Here is a 23,429-nt window from a genome sequence, read left to right as displayed (position 1 = left end):
GCTACTGCACCCGCACTCTCGGGTCGACAAGCGTGGTGGCGAAGTCCGCCAAGATTGCCCCCAAAGCAAAGATCACTGAACCGTAGGCCAGGGTTGCGGTGGCCGCGTTGACGTCCTGCAGCGAGATAGCGTCGATGCTCCACGAGCCCACACCCGGCCAGGCGAAGATCTTCTCTGCGAAGAAACCGCCGGCAAAGATGGCCGGGATGGTGAAGGCGATGCTTTGTGCCACGGGGATGAACGACACCCGCAGCGCGTGGCGGCTGATGGCCTGGTTTCGGGTCAACCCCTTGGCGCGCGCCGTTCTGACAAAGTCGGCGTTGACGTTGTCCAGCAGGTACTGCCGCTGGGCGATCTGGTACGAACCCCACCCCACCAGCGTGATCGCAATGGTGGGCACGGCATAGTGCGCCAGCATGTCGACGAATTGATCCCACCCCGGGGACATTCCCGGCGTCGAAATTCCCGTGACGAAGAAAATCCGTTGGCCCACTGTCTCGTTGATGTTGATGGCACCAAGTTGGACCAGGAAGTAGGCAATAGGGGCCGGGACAATGTACGCGAGGTAGCTGTAGGAGGTGACCACGCGATCCTGGAACTTGTACTGGCGGGCGGCGGAATAGACGCCCAGGGCCACACCGATGATGAGGGTGAGGATGATGGAGGCCAGGAAGAGTCGGGTGGAGATCCAGACCCGGTCAGCGAATTCGGCGTTAATGAAGGCCCCGTTGGGGCTCCGGCCCCAGTCCCAGCGGGTGACGATGCCGGTGAGCCAGCCCACGTACCGTTCCCACGCGTTCAGGTCGGGGTCCAGGCCCTTCAGCCGCATGGAGTTGGCGACCTGCTCGGGGGTGGGGCGGGGGATGCGTTCTTGTTCCAGCAGCGCTGGTTTGAGGGAACTGACGGCGAGGAAGTATCCGGCGGATGTGGTCAGGAAGATCATGACCACGTAAGTGATGCCGCGTTTGGCGAGGTACCTGAGCATTGAACGTTACTTCTGCTTCGCCGCCGGACGTTGGGGACCCGTGTGCTGCGGCTCGTCCAGCCCTGCGGCTGTTAGTTGAGGCAAACCGTTGTTCATGCGCTGGATCCTTCCGTCGGCCCCGCTGCAGCGGGGGTTGTACCGCCAGACGGGTCGTGTACCAGCGGATAGCTGGTCTCCCGCTGGCTTTGGGCCCGTCCTGGTGGACTATGTTGCGGGTCACATTCCAGAGGAAACTATCACAAGGTGCCCCCTTGCATGCGCGCAAACCCCCGAAAGCTAAGCCCGCGTATCATATTGTTATGAACGGCTCTGTAATGTTCATGTGACTGGACGAATCCGCAGTTGTCTGCGGATTTTAGACCCTTGACACGAGTCGCGTGACAAGATCACGCCACGATTCCACTAGCCGCTCCGGCGCCACGGAATGCACCCTGACCAGGTTCAGGAGCCGCTCCGGATCCAAGGTGGCGCACAGCGCACCCGCCATCAACCCGACGTCGGACCTCAGGCCTTCCTCGCGGAGCAGGACTTCGACGTGACGGACCCACAAAGCTGCGGCCGGGGCCTCGAATCGGCCGTCGCTGGGGCCCTCCGCCCCCACCACCAGGTCACCAAATTCCATCACGTAGGCAATCCGCTCAGCACCGAAGGCAATCAGCCGCTGCAGGGCTGGTGCGCCGGGGCCCAGCGGGGGCGGACCGAACATGAAGCGGGCCTGGAATGCTGCCTCTGACTCGTCGAGCAGGGTGGACATCAGGCCGGCTCTACTCCCGAACCGCCGAAAGATGGTGCCCTTGCCCACCCCGGCCCGTTCGGCGACGCGCTCCATGGTCAGCCCGGCAGCACCGCACTCCTCAATGAGTTCCCCTGCGGCAGCCAGCACCCGTGCGCGATTGCGGGCGGCGTCACTGCGTTCGGCAGCGGTGACGGGCGCGCCCTCCGGCCGCAAAGGGATCAGTCTCACAGTCCTCATTCTAGGTCCGGGAATATAAACGGACCACGGTCCGTTTAGACTCTTGAAGGCGCTGACCGCGCCTCCTACTTTGCCCAGCCGGTTCCCCACCGGCCCACTCAAGGAGTCGTTATGACCAAGAGCACCGTTTTGACACTTGTCGGCAGCCTGCGCGCCGAATCCACCAACCAGATGCTGGCCGAGGCCATTGCCCTGAATGCACCGGACCAGGTGGACGTTGTCATCCACGAGAGCCTGGGCAACATCCCCTTCTACAACGAGGACATCGACGTAGAGGGCCAGGTTCCCGCCGCAGCAGCAGCACTGCGGGCGGCAGCAGGCTCGGCGAACGCCGTCCTCCTGGTGACCCCCGAGTACAACGGCACCATCCCGGCGCCCCTGAAGAACGCGATCGACTGGCTGTCCCGCCCCTTCGGCGCCGGCGCGCTGACCGGCAAGCCCACCGCCGTCGTCGGAACTGCCTTTGGCCAGTTTGGTGGCGTCTGGGCCCAGGACGAGGCCCGCAAGGCAGCAGGCATTGCCGGCGCCCAGATCGTCGAAGATGCCAAGCTCGCCGTTCCCGGCTCGATGGTTCGGTTCGCCGAACTGCACCCGAAGGACGACGCCGAAGTTGTCGAGCAGATCCAGGGCGTCTTCACCGCCCTCGCCACGGCCCAGGCTGCAAACCAGCCCGCCGCCTGACCAGTAGCTCCTGGCCGCAGCACGCGTGCCAAGCCTGTGCCCCGGATGGTCCAACCCGCCCGGGGCACGGCTGTTTCTATCGACATTTGTAAATCAGGGTTCAACAAATGTTGCTTTTAGGGCAACCCCCGGTTGTATCCTGAGGACGTGACCCACGAAACACTCAACGCCGCAGCAGCGACGCTGCCAGCCGAAGCAATCGACGCGATCGAACGGGCAGCAACGTCTGCCCACCGCCACGAGGAGCTCTTCTCCGACCGGGCCGCCCATATCCGTCAATCAGCCGTCCGGGATGTCTTTGACATCTCGCTCCGACCCGGCCTGGTATCCCTTGCCGGCGGCAGTCCCTACCTGCAGTCCTTGCCCTTGGATCGGCTGGCTGCCACTGCTGCCGAGATCATCGCAACCGATGGCCTGACCGCGCTGCAATACGGTGCTGGCCAAGGGACCGAAGAGCTGAGGGCACAGATCTGCGAGGTCATGGCCGCCGAGGGCATCCACGATGCGCGGCCCGAGAACGTCGTGATCACTGCAGGCTCGCAGTCAGCCCAGGACGTCGCCACCAAGGTTTTCTGCAATCCGGGCGACGTGGTCCTGGTTGAAGATCCCACCTACGTCGGGGCTCTGAACACGTTCGAGGCCTACCAGGTCCAGGTGGAGACGGTGCCCATGGATGCAGATGGACTGATCCCGGAATTGTTGGAAGCCCGCATCGCAGCGCTCCAACTGGCCGGCAAGTCCATCAAATTCCTTTACACGATCCCCAGTTTTAACAACCCTTCCGGAATCACCCTGGCAGCAGAGCGGCGCCAGGAAATCGTGGACATCTGCCGGAACGCCAATATCTTGATCCTGGAAGACAACCCGTATGGCTTGCTTCGCTTCGACGGCGAGCCGTTGGTGCCCCTGCGGGCGGCAAACCCGGACGATGTCATCTACATGGGATCGTTCTCCAAGATCTTCGCCCCCGGGCTGCGCGTTGGCTGGGCCCTGGTCCCCGCCCACCTGCAACGCCGCTACTACCTGGCAGCTGAGTCGGTCACCCTCTGCCCGCCCGCGCTGAACCAGATGCTCGTCTCTGCGTACCTCCGGGATTACGACTGGAAGACCCAGATTCAGACTTACCGGGGGCTCTATGCAGAGCGCTGCCAGGCGATGCTGTCCGCCCTGGCGGAACACTTCCCGGAAGGAGCAACCTGGACCACCCCAGACGGCGGCTTCTTCGTCTGGGTGACCCTGCCCGAGGGGGTCGACGCCTACCCGCTGCTGACCAAGGCGATCGACGCTGGAGTGGTGTTCATCCCGGGCGCCGCCTTCACGCCGTCGGACGAGCCGTCCAACAAGTTACGCCTCGCCTTCAGTGCGGTGCCACCGGCAGCAATCGTCGAAGGCGTGCGTCGATTGGCACCGGTGCTTCAGGAAGCGATCGCCGCGGGGTAGCGTTGGCCACACACAGCGGCAAACCCAGTAAAAGGAGCACATAGATGAGCGGAATCATCGTTGTAGGCGTTGACGGCAGCGACACAGCCAAGAAGGCAGCGGAGTCGGCACACGCGCTGGCGGTTGCGTTGGGAGCATCGCTGCACGTTGTGTCTGCGTTCGACAGCGACCGGACGGAAGTCTTCGGCAGCGGCAGCGACCGCTGGATCGTTTCCGACGCCGACGGCGCAGAGCACGTGGCGCGCACGGTGGCCGACTCCCTGGCCAAGGACGTTGCCGTCACCTACTCGGCGGCCCGAGGTCGGCCCGCTGATGCGCTGATCAAGGAAGCCGTCCGGATGGAAGCCCGGATCATTGTGGTGGGTAACCGTCGCATGCAAGGGATCGGACGGGTGTTGGGCAGCGTTGCCAACAGCGTCGCCCACAACGCTCCGTGCGACGTGTACATCGCCAACACGTACGACGCCGACTAACACGACCGGAATGGACATCATGCCGCCCACGAGGTGGTATGGTGTCCATTCTCACGCCCAGATCCGGGGGTTCTCAGGGCTTGCCGCGGTAGAATTGGCATAGACCTCAATGGTGCGGACACACACAATCCAACGCTACCGAAGGGGATAAATTCCTTGATTACTCTTACCCGCAACCAGAGCGTAGGCCACGACATCCTGATGGCCCGCCACGGTAACCACATCACCTCAATGCGCGTCGACAGTGCCAACGGCACCGTCATTGCCCTTCTCGACGACGGCAGCGTAGACACCGCCCCCAACAGCGTCAGCGTCGCTGGCCTTGGCACCGCCGAAACCGTTGGCAGCACCCAGGAGGGCAGCTGGAAGCTTCCCGCAGCTTGGCTGGGCATGACCGCCGTCATGCTGGGCCTCATGGTCGCCGCAGCAGTTGGCATCTCCACTTCTCTGGACCCGGACTCCCTGGAAATGCTCAACAGCTACTCCGCCTACGGCGCCTACTAAGAATCAGACCCGCCGGTTCAGCTGCTCTAATTGACCAGCCAGCCGACCAGGAACCACCAGATCCCCGCCATCACCACGCCGCCAAACAGCGAGCCAGCAATAACCTGAGCTGTGGTGTGAGCGCCGAGTACCACTCGGGACCAGCCCACGGCGGGGATCAGCACCAACAACGCCAGCCACCCCGGCCCCAGCATCGCAGCAGTAACCACTGTTGCCGAGGAAATGGCCGCAGCGTGGCCGCTGATCTTCCAGAACGGGCTCACCGCCGCCAGCACCACCACGCCGGCCACCACAGCCAGGACCATCGCCGTGACCTCTGCCGGCGCCCCCATGGCGCCGAGGACCACCAAGCCGGCAATAATCGAAGTCAGCGCCATCAGCAGGACGGGCGCGCGCTGCTTGCGGTTTGAGACGTGGTGGTCACTGACCAGCCCACGCCGGACCAACACCAGCAGCACCACCAGCGGCAGGATGCAGACGAATCCCGCCGCGATGGCACCATAGCCCAGATTCCCCGGAAAGCCCGCTGAATTCACCGGGCTGAGCAGCAACTGGACACTCACCACCACTGGTGGCTGGAACAGCTCCGAGATCCACCAAGCCGCCCTGTTGGACTGCTTGGCTTTCACTACTGTGGGCTCTGCCGCCTCAGCTTCCACGCGTTCAGTCAAGGAGCAGCGCGGGCTCTTCGAGAATGGCGGCAACATCCGCCATGAAGCGAGCTGAGAGGTCCCCGTCCACTACGCGGTGGTCAAAGGATCCCCCCAAGGTGGTGATCCAGCGTGGGATCACTTCCCCATCCAGGACCCAGGGTTTCTGCTTGATGGTTCCGAAGGCCACGATGGCCACCTCACCCGGGTTGATGATGGGTGTGCCGGTATCAATCCCCAGGGCGCCAATATTGGTGACGGTCAGGGTGCCGCCCTGCATCTGCGCGGGCTGGGTCTTCCCGGCACGAGCAGTGGTGGCCAGATCGTTCAACGCCAACGCCAATTCCTTCAGGGACAGGTCCTGGGCGTCCTTGATATTTGGCACCATCAGGCCGCGCGGAGTCGCCGCCGCGATCCCAAGGTTCATGTAGTGCTTGACGTGGATCTCGGCGGAATCCTTTTCCGGGCGGTCAACCCAGGTGGCGTTGACACTAGGGTTCCTTGCCGCCGCCCAGATCACTGCCTTGGCCAGGATCAACAGTGGCGAAACACGGATGCCATCGAAGTCACGCGAGGCCTTCAGCCGCTTGACGAACTCCATGGTCCGGCTGGCATCGACGTCAACAAAAATACTCACGTGCGGAGCAGCAAACGCCGACTCCACCATGGCCTTGGCGGTCGCCTTTCGAACACCCTTGACGGGGATGGTCTCCACCCGCTGGTCCTGCGGCTTGCCGGCCTTACCCCAGAATCCGTCTGCCTTGTCCAGCTCCGCGTCGCGCTGGGACTGGTAGCTCACCAGGTCTTCGCGCGTCACCTCGCCGCGCAGCCCGGTGGCCACGACGTCGGCCAGGTCGATCCCCAAGTCTCTGGCGATTTTCCGGACAGGAGGCTTCGCCAGCACCCGGTTCACGAGGCCGGTGATGGTTCCGCCCAGGGTTGGCCGAGTGTCCTCGGCTGCCGTGGGGCTGGCTGGCACGCTGGCAACTGACCCTTGTGCAGCGGATGCCTGTGCAGCGTTCGACGACGGTGCAGCCGCTTGTGCGGTGACCGGCGGTGCCAGCGAGGGCTGGGTCTGCGTCGGCTGGGCCTGGACCGCGGGGGCCTTGCGCGGCCGGCGCTTGACCGCGTCAGCCTTGGGACCTGAGCCCACCAACGGCCCTGCAGTGGGCTGCCCTCCGGAAGCACCGGCGTCGGGCGCGGCGGCGTCGGACGACTCGGCGGCCGACAGTTTGCCGTAGAGCGGCTGGACGGGCGCTGTTGTCGCTGGGGCGTCGGCCGGCGTCGGGTCTCCCGCGACGGCGTCGCTGACGCTGATGATGGCTGTGCCCACGTCTATGGTCACGCCCTCGGGGACCAACAATTCGCTGACCGTGCCGGCGAAGGGCGAAGGCAGTTCCACGATGGATTTGGCGGTTTCAATTTCACAGATGACGTCATTGACGGCCACCGTGTCGCCGGGCTTGACCTTCCAGGAGACGATTTCCGCCTCGGTGAGTCCCTCGCCGACGTCGGGCAGGTTGAACGTGTTCAGAGTCATGGTGTCCTCAGTACGCCAGGGCGCGATCCAGCGCCTCCAGGATGCGGTCAATGTCCGGAAGGTAGTCCTCTTCAACCTTGGCAACGGGGTAGGGCATGTGGAAGCCGCCCACGCGGATGACCGGCGCCTCCAGTGAATGGAAGGCACGTTCGCTGATCCGGGCCGCGATTTCACCGCCGATGCCGCCGAAAGTGGGAGCCTCGTGGGCCACAATCAGGCGCCCCGTCTTCTGTACCGACGTGGTCACGGTGTCGAAGTCGATCGGCGAGATGGAGCGGAGGTCGATCACCTCGATGCTGTGGCCATCCTCGGCGGCGGCGTTGGCCGCAGCCAAGGCCACCGGCACCAGAGGCCCGTAAACCACCACGGTGGCGTCAGTGCCTTCCCGCAGCACGTGTGCGGCGAACGGATCCGCTGCCGTTCCCGGGTTCTCGGTATCAACCTCACCCTTGAGCCAATACCTGCGCTTGGGCTCAAAAACGATGACGGGGTCCAGGCACTCAACGGCTTGCTGGATCATCCAGTACGCATCGTGCGGGTTTGAGGGCGTGATGATGCGCAACCCTGCGGTGTGGGCAAACAAGGCCTCGGGGGACTCGGAGTGATGCTCAATCGAGCCGATGCCGCCGCCATACGGAATCCGAATGACGACGGGGACCGTCAACAGGCCGCTGCTCCGGGCGTGCAGCTTGGCCAGCTGGGTGGTGATCTGGTTGAAGCCGGGGAACACGAACCCGTCGAACTGGATCTCACACACGGGCCGGTAGCCGCTCAAGGCCAGCCCGATGGCGGTGCCAATGATGCCAGACTCAGCCAGTGGCGTGTCCACCACCCGGTCCGCACCGAACTCGTGGATCAGGCCGTCCGTGACCCGGTAAACACCGCCCAACGGGCCGATGTCCTCGCCCATCAGCAGCGCTTTGGGGTTGGCCGTCAGCGTGGCACGAAGTCCTTCGTTGAGGGCTTTCGCGATGGTCATGGTGGTCATCAGTGCCCTGCCTTTGCTGCGGCGACGGATCCGTGGTTGTTGTCGGCTTCACCCGTTTCGCTGGGTTCGCCCGCAAAACCAGCACTGTATTCCTCGAACCACGCCAACTCCTCCGCTACCAGCGGGTGCGCTTCGGCATAGGTATTGGCGAAGGCTGAGCGGATGTCCGGGTCCTTGAGGTCATACGCGGTGCGCCGGACGTAGGCGGCGAGTTCGTCACCGTCGGCCTTGACCTGGGCAAAGAAGGCATCGTCGGCCTCACCGGCCGCGCGCAGGTAGGTCTCAAGCCGCGCCAACGGGTCCTTGGCACGCCAGGCATCCTCCTCCGCGGAAGGCCGGTACCTGGTGGGGTCATCCGCCGTGGTGTGAGCGCCCACCCGGTAAGTGAAGGCTTCAATCAGGACCGGACCGTTGCCCTGGCGGGCATGCTCCAGGGCCCATTCCGTTACGGCGTGGACGGCAATGACATCGTTGCCGTCCACCCGGATGCCAGGGAAGCCGTAACCCTTGGCGCGGTCCGCCAGCGGGACTTTGGTCTGGACTGCCGTGGGCACAGAGATCGCCCAATGGTTGTTCTGGCAGAAGAACACCACGGGAGCGTTGAAGGAGGACGCGAAGACCATTGATTCGTGGACGTCGCCTTCGGAGCTGGCACCGTCACCGAAGTAGGCCAGCACGGCGGCCATCGGCTTGTCGGTCTCCCCGGCTGCGGCGGCAAGCTTCTGGTCACGCTGCAGGCCCATGGCGTAGCCCACTGCATGCGGGGTCTGCGCCGCCAAGACCATGGTGTAGAGGTGGAAGTTGGTTTCCTTGGGGTCCCATCCGCCGTTGGACACTCCCCGGAACTGCTTCAGCAACTCCGCGAGGTCCACGTTCCGGGTCAAGGCCACACCGTGCTCACGGTAGGTGGGAAAGATGTAGTCCTGCGGTTCGGTGGCTCGACCGGAACCGATCTGGGCACCTTCCTGGCCGGTGAGGGGCACCCAGAGCGCCAACTGACCTTGTCGTTGCAAGGCAGTGGCCTCCACATCGAACCGGCGGATCTTGGCCATGTCCGCGTAAAACCCCCGCAGGTGTTCTGGCGTTAACCGGTCAGCGTATTGGCTGAAGATGGGGTCAGTCCCCAACACACCGTCGGGATTCAAGAGTTGGACCATGGGGGCTGCGGGCACGCCGAGGAGCGCCTCCGCGTCAGCTTCGCGCTGGTCGTCGAGCTCAGCTCCGTCGAACTCGGTGGCAGGCAGATGAGTGCCCATACCGTCTCCTTGCTTGCCGCACTACCTGGGTAAGTGCAATGTCGCTGGGATATATGCCTCTACGGGAATGCATTCCCTTTCGGGCATATACATGGTTTGTTGAACCTTACTTTATCGTCAGTGGCGGGCGGCCAGGCCATTCGTTAAGCGCTAGGAACCCGTTGGAGCCTTTGTATAATCTGCACAGAGCTGCAGGAAACGGGTGTTGGCAACCGGTTCCCCGATGGAGACCCGCACCCCTTCGCCGGCGAAGGCGCGCACTGAGAGCGCCCGCTCCGCAGCAGCAGCCGCAAATCGGGCCGCTTCGGCCCCGAGATCCAGCCAGACAAAGTTCCCTTGTGGGTCTGGGATTTTCCAGCCAAGGGCGCGCAGGCCCGCTGCCACGCGATCCCGCTCGTCCACCAGAGTTTGTACCCTTTCCACAACCTGCGGGAAATTCTGGAGCGAGGTGAGCGCTGCTACTTCTGCGATCTGCGAGACGGCGAACGGTGTGGCGACTACCCGGAGGTATTGGGTGAGGGCTGGCTGGCTGACGCTGTAGCCCACCCGGAGGCCGGCCAGGCCGTGAGCTTTGGAGAATGTCCGCAGGACCACCACATTGGGGTATTTGCGGTATAGCTCGATCCCGTTCACGGCACCGTCGTCACGGACGAATTCCTGGTACGCCTCATCTATGACCACCACAATGTTGGCTGGCACGGAATTGAGGAACGCTTCGACTTCTTGAGCGCCGAGTGCGGGACCCGTGGGGTTGTTGGGCGTGCACAGCAAGATGACCTTGGTCCGGGCGGAGACAGCGCGGGCCATTTCGTCCAAGTCGTGGCGCCCGTCAGCGGTCACGGGTATGCGAACACTCTCGGCGCCCGCCAGGCCCACACTGATGGGGTACGCCTCAAACGAACGCCAGGCATAGATGACTTCATCGGCCTTACCGTCATCGTTCTGACCGGCGAAGGTGGCCAGAATCTGGTTCAGCGCGCCTAGGCTGCCCGCGCCGGTGACAATGTCCTCTGCCGGGACGGCGAGGAAGTCGGCCAGCTCAGCCCGGAGTTTACTGCTGAGGGGATCGGGGTAGCGGTTGAAATCGGAAAATCCGGCGATTGCTTCCCGGACTGCGGCGATGGGCGGAAGTGGGGACTCGTTGGATGAGAGCTTGTAGCTCTGCAGTCCTTCTACTGCTGCTGGCGGTTTTCCGGCGGCGTAGCGAGGCAACCCTGCCACCACCGGACGCGGCGGGATGTCGCCGCCCAGTGTCTCTGCTGAGGTCATGAGCACCAGCCTACTTCTCCTTCTCGCAGTGGCCGGGAATTTCGTCCCTGCCACTGCTCAGGCTGATATGGAACCATGGGGTCTATGGGTTCCTTTCTCCTTCGAGTCATCATCAACGCTGCAGCTCTCTGGGTTGCCGGCTGGGTCCTGCCGGGTCTCGAGATAACAAGCACCGCCACCACGGAGGCCGTCGCGAACAGTGGGGTCACGGAGGGGTCGGACACCATCGGCATTGTCCTGGCGTTCCTCTTCATCGGAGCGATCTTTGGTGTGGTCAACGCGTTCGTGCGGCCCCTCGCCAGCCTCCTTTCGCTGCCGTTGACCATCCTGACGCTTGGCCTCTTTACCGTGGTGATCAACGCGGCCATGCTGTACCTCACCGCATGGATCAGCAGTTACACGCCGGTGCACCTGCGCATCGATTCGTTCTTCTGGACGGCAATTTTTGCCGCCATCATCATTTCCCTCGTGTCCATGGTGGCTGGCGGACTGACCGGTTCGCGTCGGCGCTAACGGGCGCCCAACCCCCTTTCGCGCCCCCGCGGGTCCTGCCTGATTGGCGCACGGGCAGGATCCTTGGCTCGGGTCAACGAATACCTGGTGGCAGTCGCCACACCAGCAGTCCCCACCAGGCCCGCCAAAGCCGCGGTGGAATGCACCAGTGACGGATTGGTACTCGCAGCCGCCAGTCGGGCCCCCTCCTGGTAACCCGTCAAGCTGTGGCCTGCTCCCAGGCCGCCTTCGCCCGGGCCCACAACCGCCGGCGCATCAAGCGTGACGGTCACCCGTCCCCGCGTGTCCGGGTTGAGGCCGCCATCCGCTCCTGGCACCCAGTCGGCGCGGTGTTCAAGATGCAGCGACTCCACAGTTTCGGGAGGTGTAATGCCGGCCACTGGCGATCCTGCCGTGAGGACGAAAGGCACCTGGTACTTCTCCTGAATCATGGGATTGGCGGCGATGTTCATGGCGTGGATCCCACCCTGGCTGTAGCCCACCAGCACCACCTTGTCGCCATCCTTGGCCCCTGAATCTGCGAGCACCTCCGCCACAGCCCTGCTGACCTCGGCAGAATCGTAAAACATCGCCTCGGCAATGCCTGCCTCATCGAAGGGGTTATTGCCACCAGCGCGCGTGCCGGCGGCTTGGGTACCCGGCACAACCACCACGTACGCCCGCTCCGTCCCGTTGTCCACCGCAACAACCTCGATCATCCCCGGCCCGCGGGCGTCGATACTCCGGATTCGTTCCAGCAATCCCGCTGGCGAGCTGTCCAGGTCGACGTAGACCGTCTCGACCTGCCGCACGTCCAAGGGGCGGGGTTTGAAGCCGCCCATCAGCACGTCGCGGATCTGCGGGTATCGGGTCAGCTCACGACGCATGGCAGCAGCGTTCACCCCCAGCGCTGAGAGGAGGTTGTCCATGGTGGCGCCGTCCGGCACTCCAGTTCCCGCCATGATGGACAAGGAAGCAGGAATGCTCGCCACTCCGGCCATCCCAGTGAAACGGGCTGCGTCCGCCTCCCACTCGGCAACCTGATAGTCCCGCTGGCAAGCCCTGATGTGCTCGCTCAGATCCTGCATCCGCCGCCGCACCGCATCGATGTGCCGTTGCCCGTCCGCTACAGCCGCTATCCGCCGATCCGCCGTCCACTGCACCTGACCGGTGGCTCGGCAGAGCGCATCACCCAGACGGCCCACCTCAGTGTCCACTGCCATCAGCTCTGCAGCGAGTACGTCCAGTTTTTCCGCGCCAGCGCCCAATTCCTCAAGTTGCACACTGATGCCGCCCACCCCGCCGCGGACCCCCAGGAGCCCATCCCGGGGTTCGCGTGACAGCCCCACACCCTGGCCAGTCCAGTCGTCAACGTCAGCCATCAGCCGGTCCACCAGAGTGCGGCGGTCCCTGCGGCATTCATTGGGCTGCCGAGGAGGTCCGCGGGAAACGGCAACGGTGCTGGTGAGCCGGCCCCCGGTGGCCAAGGCGCTGGCCAGGACTCCGGCGGAGACTGGGCCAGGTCCGCCGCAGACTCCGCCAGTTGCCGGGACGCAGTCTGCAACGCGGCAGCCAACATTGCCACAGCACTCCGGTACGCCTGCCCGGCTGGCGACTGCCACTGAATCAACTGGATGTCCCGGCAGCCCACCAGCACCTGCTCAAGCAGGTCAACGCACGCGGCCAGGCGTCCGGCAAGCAGCCGAATCTCGGCTGTCCGCTGCTGCTGCAGGCCGTCGAGATCCGGGCCCGCGAAACCTGGCGGGCTACCTGGCCGGCCTTCCAAGGACAGGACCATCACAACGTCTCCTTCCGGCGTCGGGCCTTCTTTGACCCACCTTAGGGATGCGCGCCGGCACGGTGGAGGCACTTTCGCCGTATGTGGATAAGTAACCAACTCATGCGGCGCTGCAGTTCGTGAAAGAATTGGGCCATGCCTGAAAACGCCACTGCTGATACCCGTACGCCCTCCGGACGCCTGGCCCTTGCCGCTTCCCCGGAGCAGATTGCCCTGGGCCCACTGGACGGCCGCTACCAGTCCGCCGTGGCGCCACTTGTCGATTACCTCTCCGAGGCCGCCCTGAACCGTGACCGCGTAGCCGTGGAAGTTGAATGGCTGATCCACCTGACCAGCAACAACGTCCTTCCCGGCAGTGGGACCCTCACCGCGGACCAGCAGTCAGCACTGCGCAGGATCGTCACCGAATTCGACTCCGCATCAGTGGTTGAGCTTGCCGAGATCGAGGCCGTGACCGTGCATGACGTCAAGGCGGTGGAATACTACATTGGCCGCCGGCTCGCTGGGATCGGCATCGAGGGCCTGACGGCCATGGTGCACTTTGGCTGCACCTCGGAGGACATCAACAACCTTTCGTACGCCCTGGGCGTCAAGGGTGCCGTGGAGGACGTGTGGCTGCCCGCCGCCCGCAAACTCGTGGCCCAGATCAGCGCCATGGCCGAAGAGAACCGCGCCGTGCCCATGCTCTCGCGCACGCACGGCCAGCCTGCCACTCCCACCACCTTGGGTAAGGAACTTGCAGTCATCGCGCACCGGCTGACCCGACAGCTGGACCGCATCGCCAAGACCGAATACCTCGGCAAGATCAACGGCGCCACCGGCACCTACGCCGCCCACGTGGCGTCCGTCCCCGGCGCCGACTGGCAGCACGTGTCCAAGTCTTTCGTCGAAGCCTTGGGTCTGACCTGGAACCCGCTGACCACCCAGATCGAAAGCCACGACTGGCAGGCAGAGCTGTATGCCGACGTCGCGCGGTTCAACCGTATCCTGCATAACGTCTGCACCGACATCTGGAGCTACATCTCCATTGGCTACTTCGCGCAGATCCCGGTTGCCGGCGCCACCGGTTCTTCCACGATGCCCCACAAGGTGAACCCCATCCGGTTCGAAAATGCCGAGGCGAACCTTGAGATTTCCTCCGGGCTGCTGGATGTCCTCGGCTCCACCCTGGTGACCTCACGCTGGCAGCGGGACCTCACCGACTCCTCCAGCCAGCGCAACATCGGCGTGGCGTTCGGGCACTCCCTGCTGGCCATCTCCAACGTGGTCAAGGGCCTGGAGCGGCTCGACGTTGCAGAAGATGTCCTGGCCGCCGACCTGGACACCAACTGGGAGGTCCTCGGCGAGGCAATCCAGATGGTGATGCGGGCCGAGGCGATTGCCGGCGTCGAAGGCATGGAAAACCCGTACGAGCGGCTCAAGGACCTCACGCGTGGCCAGCGCGTGGACGGCGCCCGGATGCAGGAGTTCGTGCAGAGCCTCGGCCTGTCCGCCGACGCCGAGGCTCGACTCTTAGCGCTCACGCCCGGGTCCTACACCGGTATTGCCGACCAGCTGGTAGATCACCTCAAGTAGGTTCTGCACGGGCGACGACGGTGCCGGGCCCTTGGAGGTCCGGCACCGTTTCGCGTGGGTGCCATAGCCCGTGTTCCCTGAGGTGGGTCAGACTAGACCTATGAAGCTGCTGTTGATCCGCCATGGCCAGACTCCAGGAAACGTGCTCGGCCAACTCGATACTGCACATCCCGGACCTGGGCTCACCGAGCTCGGCCAGCGGCAGGCCCAGGCGATGGCCCGGTCGCTGGCTAACGAACCTCTGCAGGCGCTGTACGCCTCAACCTTGGTGCGCACCCAGATCACTGCCGCGCCCCTGGGCAGGTTGCACGGCTTGGACGTCACCGTCTTGGACGGGCTGCACGAAATTGAAGCCGGCGCACTGGAGAAGCTCACTGATCACGAGTCGCACAAGCGGTACATCGGCACTGTTGTGTCGTGGATTGCCGGCGACCTTGAGGTCAGCATGCCGGCCGGACCCAGCGGCCACGACTTCTTCGCCCGGTTCGATGCCGCCGTGGCAAACGTTGCGGCCCAGGCGGATGCGCTGGGTCACGACGCCGTGGCGATTGTGAGTCATGGCGCCGCCATCCGAACGTGGACCGGCCGCCGCGCGCACGGCCTCGAGCCCGACTTCGCCACCACCCACGTCCTGGAAAACACCGGCATCGTGGCCCTTGAGGGCACTCCCGCTACCGGCTGGGAACTGATCCACTGGGATGGCAGTCCCGTAGGCGGACTGGCCCTCAGTGACCCCACGGCGGAAGACCCCACGGGACAGCGCCCCGACGCCCCCTGACCCAACCCTCCCGGAGCTCTTACGGCTGGATCGACAACCGTCCCGGAGCTCTTACGGCCAACCAGCCAACTCTCCCGGAGATGCGGACGACGACGGCGGCAGCGGGCTGCCTGTCGATCGCCTTGGGTGCCGTGCCCCGGACTGCCGCGCCGCCGTCGTCGTCGGGCACGTCACCCGGGCGTGATCCGCGGCGGAACCTGCAAGATCTCCGGGAGCCCTTCGGATTCAGCCGCAAGAAATCCGGGAGGGTGGCCAAAACGGCCGTAAAAACTCCGGGAGGGTTCAGCGTTAGCCTGCCCCTTACCCAGCCGAAACACCTGCGTAACCGCAGCCTCCTACCGTTGGATGGCATACCCCTTCGGCGAATCGAGGCCCTCATGCAGACCAACCCACGGCTCAACATCAGGTCAGTGGACTGGTCGAATCCTGTGGGCGCAGACCTCCGACGCGCCCAGCAGGCCGAACTTGATGCCCGCTTCGGCACGCCGAACCACGAACCGGGAACACCGCCGTCGGGGGCAGATTGCGCAGTGTTCCTGGTGGCCTACGACAAGGGTTCCGGCCAGCCAGTGGGATGCGGCGGGCTGCGGCTGCTGGACGCGGACACTGCCGAGATCAAGCGGCTGTATGTGCTGCCGTACACCAGGGGTTCGGGCGTGGCGAGCTCTATTCTTGCGGCGCTGGAGGCCGAGGCTTTCAGGCAGGGCATCGCACGCATCAAGGCTGAGGCGGGGTCCGCCCAACCAGACGGACGGACGTTCTATGAGAACAGTGGCTTCGAGGAAATCCCCAACTTTGGCGCCTACGTGGGGCTCGCACACTCGTATTGCTATGCCAAGCGGATCAATGCCGGGAGCGCCGCGCACACCGCCATGGCCTAGCAACGGCCCACCGGATCCGTCACAGTGACGCACTGGCAAAAGACAATGCCAGGACTGGGCTAACCTCGGCTCATGGAGTCAAAAGACATTACGTTCCGGACCCGCAAATGGGTCCGCCCCGAAGACCTGAACGCCAACGGCACGCTGTTTGGAGGCAGCCTGCTGAAATGGATCGACGAAGAGGCCGCGATCTACGCCATCCTGCAACTGGGCAACGGCCGCGCGGTCACCAAGTACATCTCGGAAATCAACTTTGTCAGCTCCGCCCGCCAGGGTGACCTGGTGGAAATGGGCTTGACCGCCACCCGCTTCGGCCGGACGTCCCTAACCATGCGCGCTGAGGTCCGCAATATGATCACCCGGGACAGCATCCTCACCATTGAAGAGATCGTCTTCGTCAACCTCAGCGCCGACGGCACGCCTGAACCCCACGGGTACACGGAAATCACCTACGATCGCGACCGGATCCCCAACCATCACCTCACGGAAACGCTCAACGAGGACTGACGCCGCCGCGTATCAGCGGCCAGAACGGACGACGGCGGCCCTACCGCCTTCGTCCGGCCCGCCTGCCGACCGGCCCTACCGCCGTCGTGGTTCCGGGACGCAGCAGCCCAGGCCTATGACGCGTGTCCTGGCCATCCGGTGTAGGCCTCGGCCAGGTACGCCATGCCGTGCCGGGACGAGACCACGGAGTTGAGTTCGCCGAGCTGCCGGGCGCGGGAGAAACTGTCCGAGTCGGCGGAGGTGTGCAGCATGGTGGTCATCCAGTAGGAGAACTGCTGCGCCTTCCAGACCCGCTCCAGCGCACGGTCGCTGTAGGAATCCAGCAGGTCCGTCGATCCGGTGCGGTAGTACGAATCGAGTCCTTCGAACAGGACCGAGACGTCATGGATGGCCAAGTTCAGGCCCTTGGCTCCGGTGGGCGGCACCGTGTGCGCGGCGTCGCCGGCGAGGAAAAGCTTGCCGTGGCGCATGGGCGTCTGGACGAACCTGCGGAACGGCAGCACCATCTTGTCGATGACCGCGCCCTCCTTGAGTTCAAAACCGTTGCCGTTGACGCGTTTGCGGAGTTCGGCCCAGATGCGTTCGTCTTCCCAATCTGCTGCGTTCTCCTTCGGATCGCACTGGAAGTACATCCGCTGAACTGTCTCGGTCCGCTGGCTGATGAGGGCGAACCCGTGCTCGGAGTTGGCGTAGATCAGTTCGTCGGAGCTTCGGGGGGTTTCGGCGAGGATGCCGAACCAGGCAAAGGGGTACTCGTGGAAGTGCCGGGTCCGGGCGGCTTCCGGGATCAGGGCACGGCACTGGCTGCGCGAGCCATCAGCGCCCACCACTAAGTCGGCGCGCACCTCGAAGTCGACCCCGTCGGCGTCGGTGAAGTGGACCGAAGGGGTCCCTTCAGGGTCGGACACGCTGGTATCGGTGACGCTGTAGCGGACATCGCCGTCGTCGGCTTCGCGACGGGCGGCGAGGTCCATGAAAACGTCCGTCTGCGGGTACAGCCACACCGACTCCCCCACCAGTTCCTTGAAGTCGATCCGGTGGCTCTCGCCATTGAATCGAAGCTCGATGCCGTCATGCCGGTCGCCTTCGCGCAGCACCCGATCTGAAACGCCGGAATCGACCAGAAGGTTGACGGTGCCGTGCTCGAGGATTCCGGCACGAACTGTTTCCTGGATTTCCTGGCGACTGCGGATCTCCAGCACCACCGAGTCGATGCCCTGCTTGGCCAGCAGGTGGGACAGCATCAGCCCGGCGGGCCCGCCGCCCATGATGGCAACCTGGGTGGTGATGGTGGTGCGTGCCACGGCAATCCTCGCTTCGTTGCGGTGTCCGGCCCGCAGCCGGTGGTGTCTTGGCACCAGTGTGCCGCCGCACCGCGCGTGAATTAAAGCTCTAAACCGTTCAATGGTTTCCGGGTGCGTATCCCAGACTCCGTGCGATGCCGCGGGCTGCGGTTTGCAGGGCAGGCATCAGGGCCTGCAAACGCATCTCCTGCAGGGGAACCACGACGCCGAGGGATGCTACTGCGCGCCGCTTCCGGTCCAGGACGGGAACGGCGATCCCCCACGTCTCCGGATCCACTACGCCGGCAAGTTGGGCGAATCCCTGCTGCGCCGCTTCGGCCAGCAGCAGGCGGACGTGATCCGCGGACGCCGGGATGTCAGCCAGATGCGGGTGGCCGGACTCGACGGGCGTGCGCACCTGATCGACCGACCCGGACATCGCAGCGAGGTGGCCCAGGTAGTGGGCCTGCAGGTCCTTGGGCTGGAAGGCCATCAGCGCCAGCCCGGCCGAAGAGACGTGAACCGGCATCCGCCCCGCCACCTGCGCCCGGTTGGGCACGGACCCCCGGCGCGAAAGTCGCTCCACAAACAAGGCTTCCCAGCCGTCCAGCACGGCGAGGTTCACATTCTGGTGGAGGACAGCGTGGACGTCGTCCATGAACGGCATGGCCGCCTGCCGAAGGGCCAGAGTAGGTGCGGTCCGATTGGCCAACTCCCACAGCCTGATCCCGGGCCGGACAGTTCCACCGGGGATGGCCTCCAGCAGGCCGTGGCTGGCGAGTTGGCGGACCAGCCGTTGGGCCGTAGTCAGCGGCAGCTGGGCGCGTTCGGCCAGGTCAGCGACGGGCACGGCCCTGTCATCAGCGGGAATGGCGGTCAGCAGCCGGACAACCCGGTCCACTACTGAGTCCCCTGAACTGGAGTTGGCCATCCCGGGCCGCCTTTCGCCATAGTGAAGGTGCGGAGGCCCGCTGCGGCGGTCAGGCCGGCGTCGTGCCATCCTGGGAGCCACGGATTCGGCGCCACAGCAACGGCGCCAATACGACGGCGACACCCACCGAAGCCCCGATGACGGTCTCCACGATACGGTCTCGGAGCAGGATTCCTGGCGACGTGGGAACCACCAAGAGGGTGGAGATCAAGGCCAGCGGGGTGACAAACACCTGGGCCAGCACGTATTGCCGGGCGATGAAGAGTTCGGCCCCGAACTGGCAGAGGGCGATGACCAGCACGGTCTGCCAGGGCGCCAGGCCCAGCAGCAGGATCAACGCCAGCACACCAAGCCCCAGCATGGTGCCGATGATTCTCTGCAGGCCCCGCCGGACCCGATGGGTGGTGGTGTGGCCGACCAGGGGCACGACGGCGGCCACCATGGCCCAGTAGGCATGGCCAAATCCCAGCGCCTGCCCTGCCAGCGTGGCCAGGCTGCCGGCAATCCCGGCAGCCACGAGGTATCCCAGGCCTTCCAGCCACGCTGCGCGCCGTTCCTCTGCCGTGCGGCGCAGCGGCTGCGGCCGAACCCACGGTGTTCGGTGGCTACGGAGGACCCGGGCGGAGAACCCGATCAGGAGGGACAACAGGGTGGTCAGGGCGGACACCAGCATGCCCTGCCACAGCGGCGGCTGGTTGGGAATCGACGCGATGGCCGCAAAGGCAAAGATGTGGAAGAGCGATCCGGATGGTCGCAACCGTTGCCAGGAGACAGCAACAGAACAGGCGCCGGCAATCACGGTGGTGGCCAGGACCAGAAGCCACGACGTGGTGACCGCGTCCAGGTTCAGGAGGGGACCCAGCCGGGCCGCAATGGCAGCCAAGAAAATGATCAGCAACATCAACAGGCCAGCGCGGAGCTGGAGAATGAACCTCGCCCCATGCGGCTCGCCCCGGCCGTAGATGCCCGTGAACGCGCCAAAAGTCGCGAAGATCGCCAAGTCCAGCCGGCCGAGCAGCACCAGGGTGAACAATGGCACGAACACGCCCACGGCACACCTGATCGCAGGGTGGTGGTCCTTGTTACCGGGTGCCAGAGTGAACAATTCGGCAAACAATTTCACGAACCAACAACGCCTTTCTGCGCGGATCGGGACAGCTGATCTGGACTAACAGAGGGGCAGCGTTGACCCCCTGCAATCGTACGCCCGGCCGGCCTGCCGTCTGCCGTGCGGGCGCTGAACACGCAAGTGGTACAGTGGCGCAACGCCGAGGCAACGCCGTCGAAACAGGCGCAGCGCATCCTTGAAGCATGAAGTCGAGCCGAAGGCCAGCAGCCACCGCAGAACTGCAATGTGACGCCTGCGGCCAATTGCCCGAGCCCACCAAGGCACGGCTGACCCTTGCCAATGTTGCGGTCATGCTGCCCATCGAACTGTTGGTGCATGCGCTGGTGGTGGGCACGCACCTGCCCTATCTGGCCAAGGTCCTGCTGCTGACCGTGACGGCCACCGTGCTGGTGATCTGGGTTGCGGAGCCTTCGGCCGCGAAAGTGCTGCGGGGTTGGCTGCACGCCCCAGCCCTCCGACACCGCCGTAGGTTGTCCGCCGCGCCTTCTTTGTGGCGGGCACGGACCCAGCTGACCGACCGGCCCGGTTCCCTGCAGCGGGTCACCGCGGCCCTCGCCAAAGTGGACGCCAACATCCTCAGCATCCACGTCCATCCGGTGCCGGGTGGCGTCCTCGACGAATTCGTGGTCGCAACGCCAGGGAACGTCGGCGAGCGCGCGCTGCTCGCAGCGCTGCAGCAGGGCGGCGGCACCGATCCCCATGTCTGGCCCACCACGTCCCTGGCCATGGCGGACGGGCAGACTCGGGCGCTGAGCCTTGCCGCACGGATCGCCGACGCACCTAAGGAGCTTCCGCTCGCGGTGGCCGAGCTGCTGCGGGCCCGAATCCTCACGCCGGCGGAGGTGCACCAGGACAAGTACGACGCCGGTACCCGGCTTAAGATCCCCACCGCCTGGCACGGGCCCATCACGTTCTCCCGGGACGACGAACCGTTCACGCCCGCAGAATCGGCGCGGGCGCATCGGCTTGCCGAACTGGCAGAGATCCTGGCGCATCGTGACGCCCCGACGCCACCCTCGCGCTGAGCGTCCCTACATCTGGATGGTCAGGGCTCCGGGGGAAACGCTCATCTGGACCTTCTTCGTCTGACCTGAGTGATCGCCGTCGAGCTGGTAATCCTGCTCATCCTCCAGCAGGATTTCCACCGAGGCACCCTGGAAGTACTCCACCGCGGTGTCCTTGGTGCGTCCCTTACCGATGATTCCGGCCAGGACCGAAATCCAGCCCAGCTTGCCGTGGTGGGGGGCCAGCACGGCAATGTCCAGGAGGCCGTCGTCGAGCTTGGCGTCCGGGAAGATTTCCACGTTGCCCTGGACCTTCCCGCAGTTGCCCACCATGACGCTGCGGACGCCGCGGTGGACCACCGTTTTGCCATCGATCTTGACGGTTGCCTTGACCGGTTTGCCGGGAAGATTGCGGATGCCCGCATCCACGTAGGCGAGCCAGCCCACCTTCTCCTTCAGGTCGGAATTGGTGTCCGCCATGATCGTGGCGTCGTAGCCAACACCGGCCATCACCAGGAAAACCTGCTCGTCATCGCCCTGCCGGGCACGGACAACGTCGATGGTGCGGGTGGTACCGCCCAGCGCCCCGGCCATGGCGCCGTCGTAGTCCGTCACGTCCATGCCCAGGTTCCGGGCCAGGAGATTGCCCGTGCCCAAGGGCAGCAGGGCCATGGGCGTGTCGGTTCCGGCGAGGACCTGCGCCACGCAACGGACAGTGCCGTCGCCGCCGGCAGCGATGACCAAGCTGGCGCCCTGATCCAGCGCCTGCTGCGCCTGGCCTACTCCCGGATCTTCCTTCGTGGTCTCCAGCCAGATGGGCTCACCCCAGCCGTTGGCTTCGGAGTGCTTCGTCAGCAACTCCCGCACATCGAAGTCCACGGACTTGGACGGATTGATGATGATGGCCGCGCGCTTGGGGGCGGTGCTGTGCTCAGTCATGATGTCCTCTGCTGGCGACGGAAGGTGTACCTGAAAGAACAGTAGCCTGACTGCGGGTCAGTGATGTTTCCCGCGCCCGCCCGCCAGGTCATAGGCATCAAGCAAAAGCTCCACCAGCAGTTCCTGGTCGATCAAGGGCAGCCTGACGAGCACCAACTCCGGCGCCCGCTCGTGATGCGGCGTCCAGAAGAAGATGTCCGGGTCCGTTCCGCCCAGGGCATTCCGCTCTGCGGTCTTCACGGTCAGGATCTCCGGTTCCCACATGCGGGCCATCAGGGTCTTGGCAAACCATGCGGGCTTACCCCAGCTGGGCCACTCAACCACGCCCTGCAGGGACACGGCAGCCCGCCGCACGTCCTCTTCGGTGACCATGGCATGAGTCTGCCCCGCTACGGCGGGGAGCGCAATCGCGCGGGGGCCGCAATCCCCGGCGCCCGCTGCAGGACGCACAGGGCCGCCGTCGACCGTTTATCCCCTGGCCGTCAGATCCGCGGAAACCAGCCGGGCCGTGGCCACAATGCCGTCGCGCACCATGTCCAGGTACGCCGCCGGATCTGGCTGGTCAGCGACCGATTGGGCCTGCAACGAGACGTTGACGGCGGCCACCACCTTGTCGCCGTCGAAAACGGGAGCAGCCACTGACACCAAACCCTGCTCCAATTCCTGGTCCAGCAAGCACCAACCCTTGGTCCGAACGTCGGCGAGAACCGGCAGTAGCTCCTGCACCGAGCCCAAGGCCCGCGGGGTCAGCGGCGTGATCTCAGCCTCGGCGAGGTACGCTTTCAGGTCCGGCGCGGGCAAATGCGCCAACAACACCCGGCCCATGGACGTGGCGTAGGCCGGAAAACGCGTCCCCACAGTGATGCCGATCGTCATGATCCGCCGCGTGGTGACCCGCGCAACGTAGGCAATATCGGTCCCGTCCAGCACCGCAGCGGAGGTGGACTCCCCCAGCGCCAAGGAGAGCTCCTCCAGGTGCGGCTGCGCCAGTTGCGGCAGCGAGAGTCCAGAAAGGTAGGCAAACCCCAGCTGCAAAACCTTGGCCGTGAGCGCGAACGTCTTCCCGTCAGACCGCACGTAGCCCAGCTCAACCAAGGTCAGCAGGAAGCGCCGAGCGGTGGCCCGAGTCAAGTCCGTTCGCGCCGCCACCTCGGTGAGGGTCATCACCGGATGGTCGGGGCCAAACGCACGAATCACGGCCAGCCCACGCGCCAGGGACTGGACATACTGGTCGCCGGCTTGAGGTGCGCGGGAGGGGGCGTCAGTCATGGTTTCCAATCCTAGGGGCACCGCGGGGTGTGCTGCTGGCCCGGGGTACGACGGCGGCCAGCAGGGTCGGGCGCGGGAGGCCGG

Annotated in this window: 25 protein-coding genes; 10 read left to right on the top strand and 15 right to left on the bottom strand. The window is 64.9% G+C overall.

Going from position 1 to position 23,429, the window contains the following annotated elements; translation table 11 throughout:
• Window position 1: 1 nt before the first annotated feature.
• Window positions 2–985, bottom strand: coding sequence for an ABC transporter permease (locus tag PSET11_RS03755; RefSeq protein ID WP_124090780.1), 984 nt, complete (start codon window positions 983–985; stop codon window positions 2–4).
• Window positions 986–1,340: 355 nt separating this feature from the next.
• Window positions 1,341–1,949 (bottom strand): TetR/AcrR family transcriptional regulator, encoded by a 609-nt coding sequence (locus PSET11_RS03750; protein ID WP_124090779.1) that lies wholly within the window; start codon window positions 1,947–1,949, stop codon window positions 1,341–1,343.
• A 120-nt stretch (window positions 1,950–2,069) separates the two neighbouring features.
• On the opposite strand from PSET11_RS03750, the gene PSET11_RS03745 reads away from it, so the two are divergent.
• The 4 genes from PSET11_RS03745 to PSET11_RS03730 all read left to right on the top strand — a co-directional run bounded on the left by PSET11_RS03745 (window position 2,070) and on the right by PSET11_RS03730 (window position 5,056).
• Window positions 2,070–2,639: an NAD(P)H-dependent oxidoreductase gene (locus PSET11_RS03745; RefSeq protein WP_124090778.1), complete on the top strand. Its 570-nt coding sequence runs from the start codon at window positions 2,070–2,072 to the stop codon at window positions 2,637–2,639.
• 147 nt (window positions 2,640–2,786) lie between these two features.
• Entirely contained in the window at window positions 2,787–4,079 is a 1,293-nt protein-coding gene (locus PSET11_RS03740; protein ID WP_124090777.1) for an aminotransferase-like domain-containing protein, read from the top strand.
• Window positions 4,080–4,123: 44 nt separating this feature from the next.
• Window positions 4,124–4,552 carry a universal stress protein gene (locus tag PSET11_RS03735; protein ID WP_124090776.1) on the top strand — a complete coding sequence of 143 codons (429 nt, stop codon included), beginning with the start codon at window positions 4,124–4,126 and terminating at the stop codon, window positions 4,550–4,552.
• A gap of 156 nt (window positions 4,553–4,708) precedes the next feature.
• Window positions 4,709–5,056: a hypothetical protein gene (locus PSET11_RS03730; protein ID WP_124090775.1), complete on the top strand. Its 348-nt coding sequence runs from the start codon at window positions 4,709–4,711 to the stop codon at window positions 5,054–5,056.
• A gap of 26 nt (window positions 5,057–5,082) precedes the next feature.
• Here the strand turns inward: PSET11_RS03730 and PSET11_RS03725 are convergent, their stop codons facing one another.
• The 5 genes from PSET11_RS03725 to PSET11_RS03705 form a co-directional block, all read right to left on the bottom strand.
• Entirely contained in the window at window positions 5,083–5,715 is a 633-nt protein-coding gene (locus PSET11_RS03725; protein ID WP_238989009.1) for a phosphatase PAP2 family protein, read from the bottom strand.
• A 4-nt stretch (window positions 5,716–5,719) separates the two neighbouring features.
• Window positions 5,720–7,246, bottom strand: coding sequence for a dihydrolipoamide acetyltransferase family protein (locus tag PSET11_RS03720; RefSeq protein ID WP_124090774.1), 1,527 nt, complete (start codon window positions 7,244–7,246; stop codon window positions 5,720–5,722).
• A 7-nt stretch (window positions 7,247–7,253) separates the two neighbouring features.
• Window positions 7,254–8,234: an alpha-ketoacid dehydrogenase subunit beta gene (locus PSET11_RS03715; RefSeq protein WP_124090773.1), complete on the bottom strand. Its 981-nt coding sequence runs from the start codon at window positions 8,232–8,234 to the stop codon at window positions 7,254–7,256.
• Window positions 8,234–9,490: a pyruvate dehydrogenase (acetyl-transferring) E1 component subunit alpha gene (pdhA, locus tag PSET11_RS03710; protein ID WP_124090772.1), complete on the bottom strand. Its 1,257-nt coding sequence runs from the start codon at window positions 9,488–9,490 to the stop codon at window positions 8,234–8,236. The genes PSET11_RS03715 and pdhA overlap by 1 nt, the downstream gene beginning before the upstream one ends.
• 150 nt (window positions 9,491–9,640) lie before the next feature.
• Window positions 9,641–10,759 (bottom strand): histidinol-phosphate transaminase, encoded by a 1,119-nt coding sequence (locus PSET11_RS03705; protein WP_124090771.1) that lies wholly within the window; start codon window positions 10,757–10,759, stop codon window positions 9,641–9,643.
• Window positions 10,760–10,843: 84 nt separating this feature from the next.
• Here PSET11_RS03705 and PSET11_RS03700 point away from each other — a divergent pair, with 84 nt between their 5' ends.
• Window positions 10,844–11,272 carry a phage holin family protein gene (locus tag PSET11_RS03700; RefSeq protein WP_124090770.1) on the top strand — a complete coding sequence of 143 codons (429 nt, stop codon included), beginning with the start codon at window positions 10,844–10,846 and terminating at the stop codon, window positions 11,270–11,272.
• Here the strand turns inward: PSET11_RS03700 and PSET11_RS03695 are convergent.
• Window positions 11,269–12,633: an alpha/beta hydrolase family protein gene (locus tag PSET11_RS03695; RefSeq protein WP_124090769.1), complete on the bottom strand. Its 1,365-nt coding sequence runs from the start codon at window positions 12,631–12,633 to the stop codon at window positions 11,269–11,271. The two genes, PSET11_RS03700 and PSET11_RS03695, sit on opposite strands and share 4 nt — an antisense overlap.
• A complete protein-coding gene (locus PSET11_RS03690; RefSeq protein ID WP_124090768.1) occupies window positions 12,633–13,049 on the bottom strand; it encodes a hypothetical protein in 417 nt (138 codons plus the stop codon). The genes PSET11_RS03695 and PSET11_RS03690 overlap by 1 nt, the downstream gene beginning before the upstream one ends.
• A gap of 135 nt (window positions 13,050–13,184) precedes the next feature.
• On the opposite strand from PSET11_RS03690, the gene purB reads away from it, so the two are divergent.
• From purB to PSET11_RS03670, 4 genes are all read left to right on the top strand, one after another.
• On the top strand, window positions 13,185–14,624 hold the full coding sequence (gene purB / locus PSET11_RS03685) for an adenylosuccinate lyase (protein WP_124090767.1): 1,440 nt from the start codon (window positions 13,185–13,187) through the stop codon (window positions 14,622–14,624).
• A 100-nt stretch (window positions 14,625–14,724) separates the two neighbouring features.
• On the top strand, window positions 14,725–15,402 hold the full coding sequence (locus PSET11_RS03680; protein WP_124090766.1) for a histidine phosphatase family protein: 678 nt from the start codon (window positions 14,725–14,727) through the stop codon (window positions 15,400–15,402).
• 377 nt (window positions 15,403–15,779) lie between these two features.
• Window positions 15,780–16,283 carry a GNAT family N-acetyltransferase gene (locus PSET11_RS03675; RefSeq protein WP_124090765.1) on the top strand — a complete coding sequence of 168 codons (504 nt, stop codon included), beginning with the start codon at window positions 15,780–15,782 and terminating at the stop codon, window positions 16,281–16,283.
• Between the two features lie 72 nt (window positions 16,284–16,355).
• Window positions 16,356–16,790, top strand: a complete 435-nt coding sequence (locus PSET11_RS03670) for an acyl-CoA thioesterase (RefSeq protein WP_124090764.1) — start codon at window positions 16,356–16,358, stop codon at window positions 16,788–16,790.
• 113 nt (window positions 16,791–16,903) lie between these two features.
• On the opposite strand, the gene PSET11_RS03665 is transcribed toward PSET11_RS03670, so the two are convergent.
• The 3 genes from PSET11_RS03665 to PSET11_RS03655 all read right to left on the bottom strand — a co-directional run bounded on the left by PSET11_RS03665 (window position 16,904) and on the right by PSET11_RS03655 (window position 20,127).
• Window positions 16,904–18,094, bottom strand: coding sequence for a 4-hydroxybenzoate 3-monooxygenase (locus PSET11_RS03665; protein WP_124090763.1), 1,191 nt, complete (start codon window positions 18,092–18,094; stop codon window positions 16,904–16,906).
• A 97-nt stretch (window positions 18,095–18,191) separates the two neighbouring features.
• Window positions 18,192–19,004, bottom strand: a complete 813-nt coding sequence (locus PSET11_RS03660; protein ID WP_124090762.1) for an IclR family transcriptional regulator — start codon at window positions 19,002–19,004, stop codon at window positions 18,192–18,194.
• A gap of 49 nt (window positions 19,005–19,053) precedes the next feature.
• A complete protein-coding gene (locus tag PSET11_RS03655) occupies window positions 19,054–20,127 on the bottom strand; it encodes an FUSC family protein (RefSeq protein ID WP_124090761.1) in 1,074 nt (357 codons plus the stop codon).
• Window positions 20,128–20,315: 188 nt separating this feature from the next.
• On the opposite strand from PSET11_RS03655, the gene PSET11_RS03650 reads away from it, so the two are divergent.
• A complete protein-coding gene (locus tag PSET11_RS03650; RefSeq protein WP_124090760.1) occupies window positions 20,316–21,158 on the top strand; it encodes an ACT domain-containing protein in 843 nt (280 codons plus the stop codon).
• Window positions 21,159–21,164: 6 nt separating this feature from the next.
• Here the strand turns inward: PSET11_RS03650 and PSET11_RS03645 are convergent, their stop codons facing one another.
• The 3 genes from PSET11_RS03645 to PSET11_RS03635 all read right to left on the bottom strand — a co-directional run bounded on the left by PSET11_RS03645 (window position 21,165) and on the right by PSET11_RS03635 (window position 23,345).
• Entirely contained in the window at window positions 21,165–22,076 is a 912-nt protein-coding gene (locus PSET11_RS03645) for a diacylglycerol/lipid kinase family protein (protein ID WP_124090759.1), read from the bottom strand.
• Between the two features lie 57 nt (window positions 22,077–22,133).
• A complete protein-coding gene (locus PSET11_RS03640; protein WP_124090758.1) occupies window positions 22,134–22,448 on the bottom strand; it encodes an MmcQ/YjbR family DNA-binding protein in 315 nt (104 codons plus the stop codon).
• Window positions 22,449–22,544: 96 nt separating this feature from the next.
• Window positions 22,545–23,345 (bottom strand): IclR family transcriptional regulator domain-containing protein, encoded by an 801-nt coding sequence (locus PSET11_RS03635; RefSeq protein ID WP_124090757.1) that lies wholly within the window; start codon window positions 23,343–23,345, stop codon window positions 22,545–22,547.
• Between the last annotated feature and the right edge of the window lie 84 nt (window positions 23,346–23,429).

It is taken from the genome of Arthrobacter ulcerisalmonis (assembly GCF_900609065.1).
Classification (GTDB): domain Bacteria; phylum Actinomycetota; class Actinomycetes; order Actinomycetales; family Micrococcaceae; genus Arthrobacter; species Arthrobacter ulcerisalmonis.
This window is presented reverse-complemented; position numbering and strand designations above follow the sequence as displayed.

Excerpts from the sequence above, each read along its gene's own strand:
- PSET11_RS03705 (WP_124090771.1), bottom strand. The coding sequence starts at position 10,759 with ATGACCTCAGCAGAGACACTGGGCGGCGACATCCCGCCGCGTCCGGTG.
- PSET11_RS03660 (WP_124090762.1), bottom strand. The coding sequence starts at position 19,004 with ATGGCCAACTCCAGTTCAGGGGACTCAGTAGTGGACCGGGTTGTCCGG.
- PSET11_RS03690 (WP_124090768.1), bottom strand. The coding sequence starts at position 13,049 with ATGGTCCTGTCCTTGGAAGGCCGGCCAGGTAGCCCGCCAGGTTTCGCG.
- PSET11_RS03720 (WP_124090774.1), bottom strand. The coding sequence starts at position 7,246 with ATGACTCTGAACACGTTCAACCTGCCCGACGTCGGCGAGGGACTCACC.
- PSET11_RS03640 (WP_124090758.1), bottom strand. The coding sequence starts at position 22,448 with ATGGTCACCGAAGAGGACGTGCGGCGGGCTGCCGTGTCCCTGCAGGGC.
- PSET11_RS03675 (WP_124090765.1), top strand. The coding sequence starts at position 15,780 with ATGCAGACCAACCCACGGCTCAACATCAGGTCAGTGGACTGGTCGAAT.
- PSET11_RS03715 (WP_124090773.1), bottom strand. The coding sequence starts at position 8,234 with ATGACCACCATGACCATCGCGAAAGCCCTCAACGAAGGACTTCGTGCC.
- PSET11_RS03670 (WP_124090764.1), top strand. The coding sequence starts at position 16,356 with ATGGAGTCAAAAGACATTACGTTCCGGACCCGCAAATGGGTCCGCCCC.
- PSET11_RS03695 (WP_124090769.1), bottom strand. The coding sequence starts at position 12,633 with ATGGCTGACGTTGACGACTGGACTGGCCAGGGTGTGGGGCTGTCACGC.
- PSET11_RS03700 (WP_124090770.1), top strand. The coding sequence starts at position 10,844 with ATGGGTTCCTTTCTCCTTCGAGTCATCATCAACGCTGCAGCTCTCTGG.
- PSET11_RS03635 (WP_124090757.1), bottom strand. The coding sequence starts at position 23,345 with ATGACTGACGCCCCCTCCCGCGCACCTCAAGCCGGCGACCAGTATGTC.
- PSET11_RS03680 (WP_124090766.1), top strand. The coding sequence starts at position 14,725 with ATGAAGCTGCTGTTGATCCGCCATGGCCAGACTCCAGGAAACGTGCTC.
- purB (WP_124090767.1), top strand. The coding sequence starts at position 13,185 with ATGCCTGAAAACGCCACTGCTGATACCCGTACGCCCTCCGGACGCCTG.
- PSET11_RS03745 (WP_124090778.1), top strand. The coding sequence starts at position 2,070 with ATGACCAAGAGCACCGTTTTGACACTTGTCGGCAGCCTGCGCGCCGAA.
- pdhA (WP_124090772.1), bottom strand. The coding sequence starts at position 9,490 with ATGGGCACTCATCTGCCTGCCACCGAGTTCGACGGAGCTGAGCTCGAC.
- PSET11_RS03650 (WP_124090760.1), top strand. The coding sequence starts at position 20,316 with ATGAAGTCGAGCCGAAGGCCAGCAGCCACCGCAGAACTGCAATGTGAC.
- PSET11_RS03755 (WP_124090780.1), bottom strand. The coding sequence starts at position 985 with ATGCTCAGGTACCTCGCCAAACGCGGCATCACTTACGTGGTCATGATC.
- PSET11_RS03735 (WP_124090776.1), top strand. The coding sequence starts at position 4,124 with ATGAGCGGAATCATCGTTGTAGGCGTTGACGGCAGCGACACAGCCAAG.
- PSET11_RS03645 (WP_124090759.1), bottom strand. The coding sequence starts at position 22,076 with ATGACTGAGCACAGCACCGCCCCCAAGCGCGCGGCCATCATCATCAAT.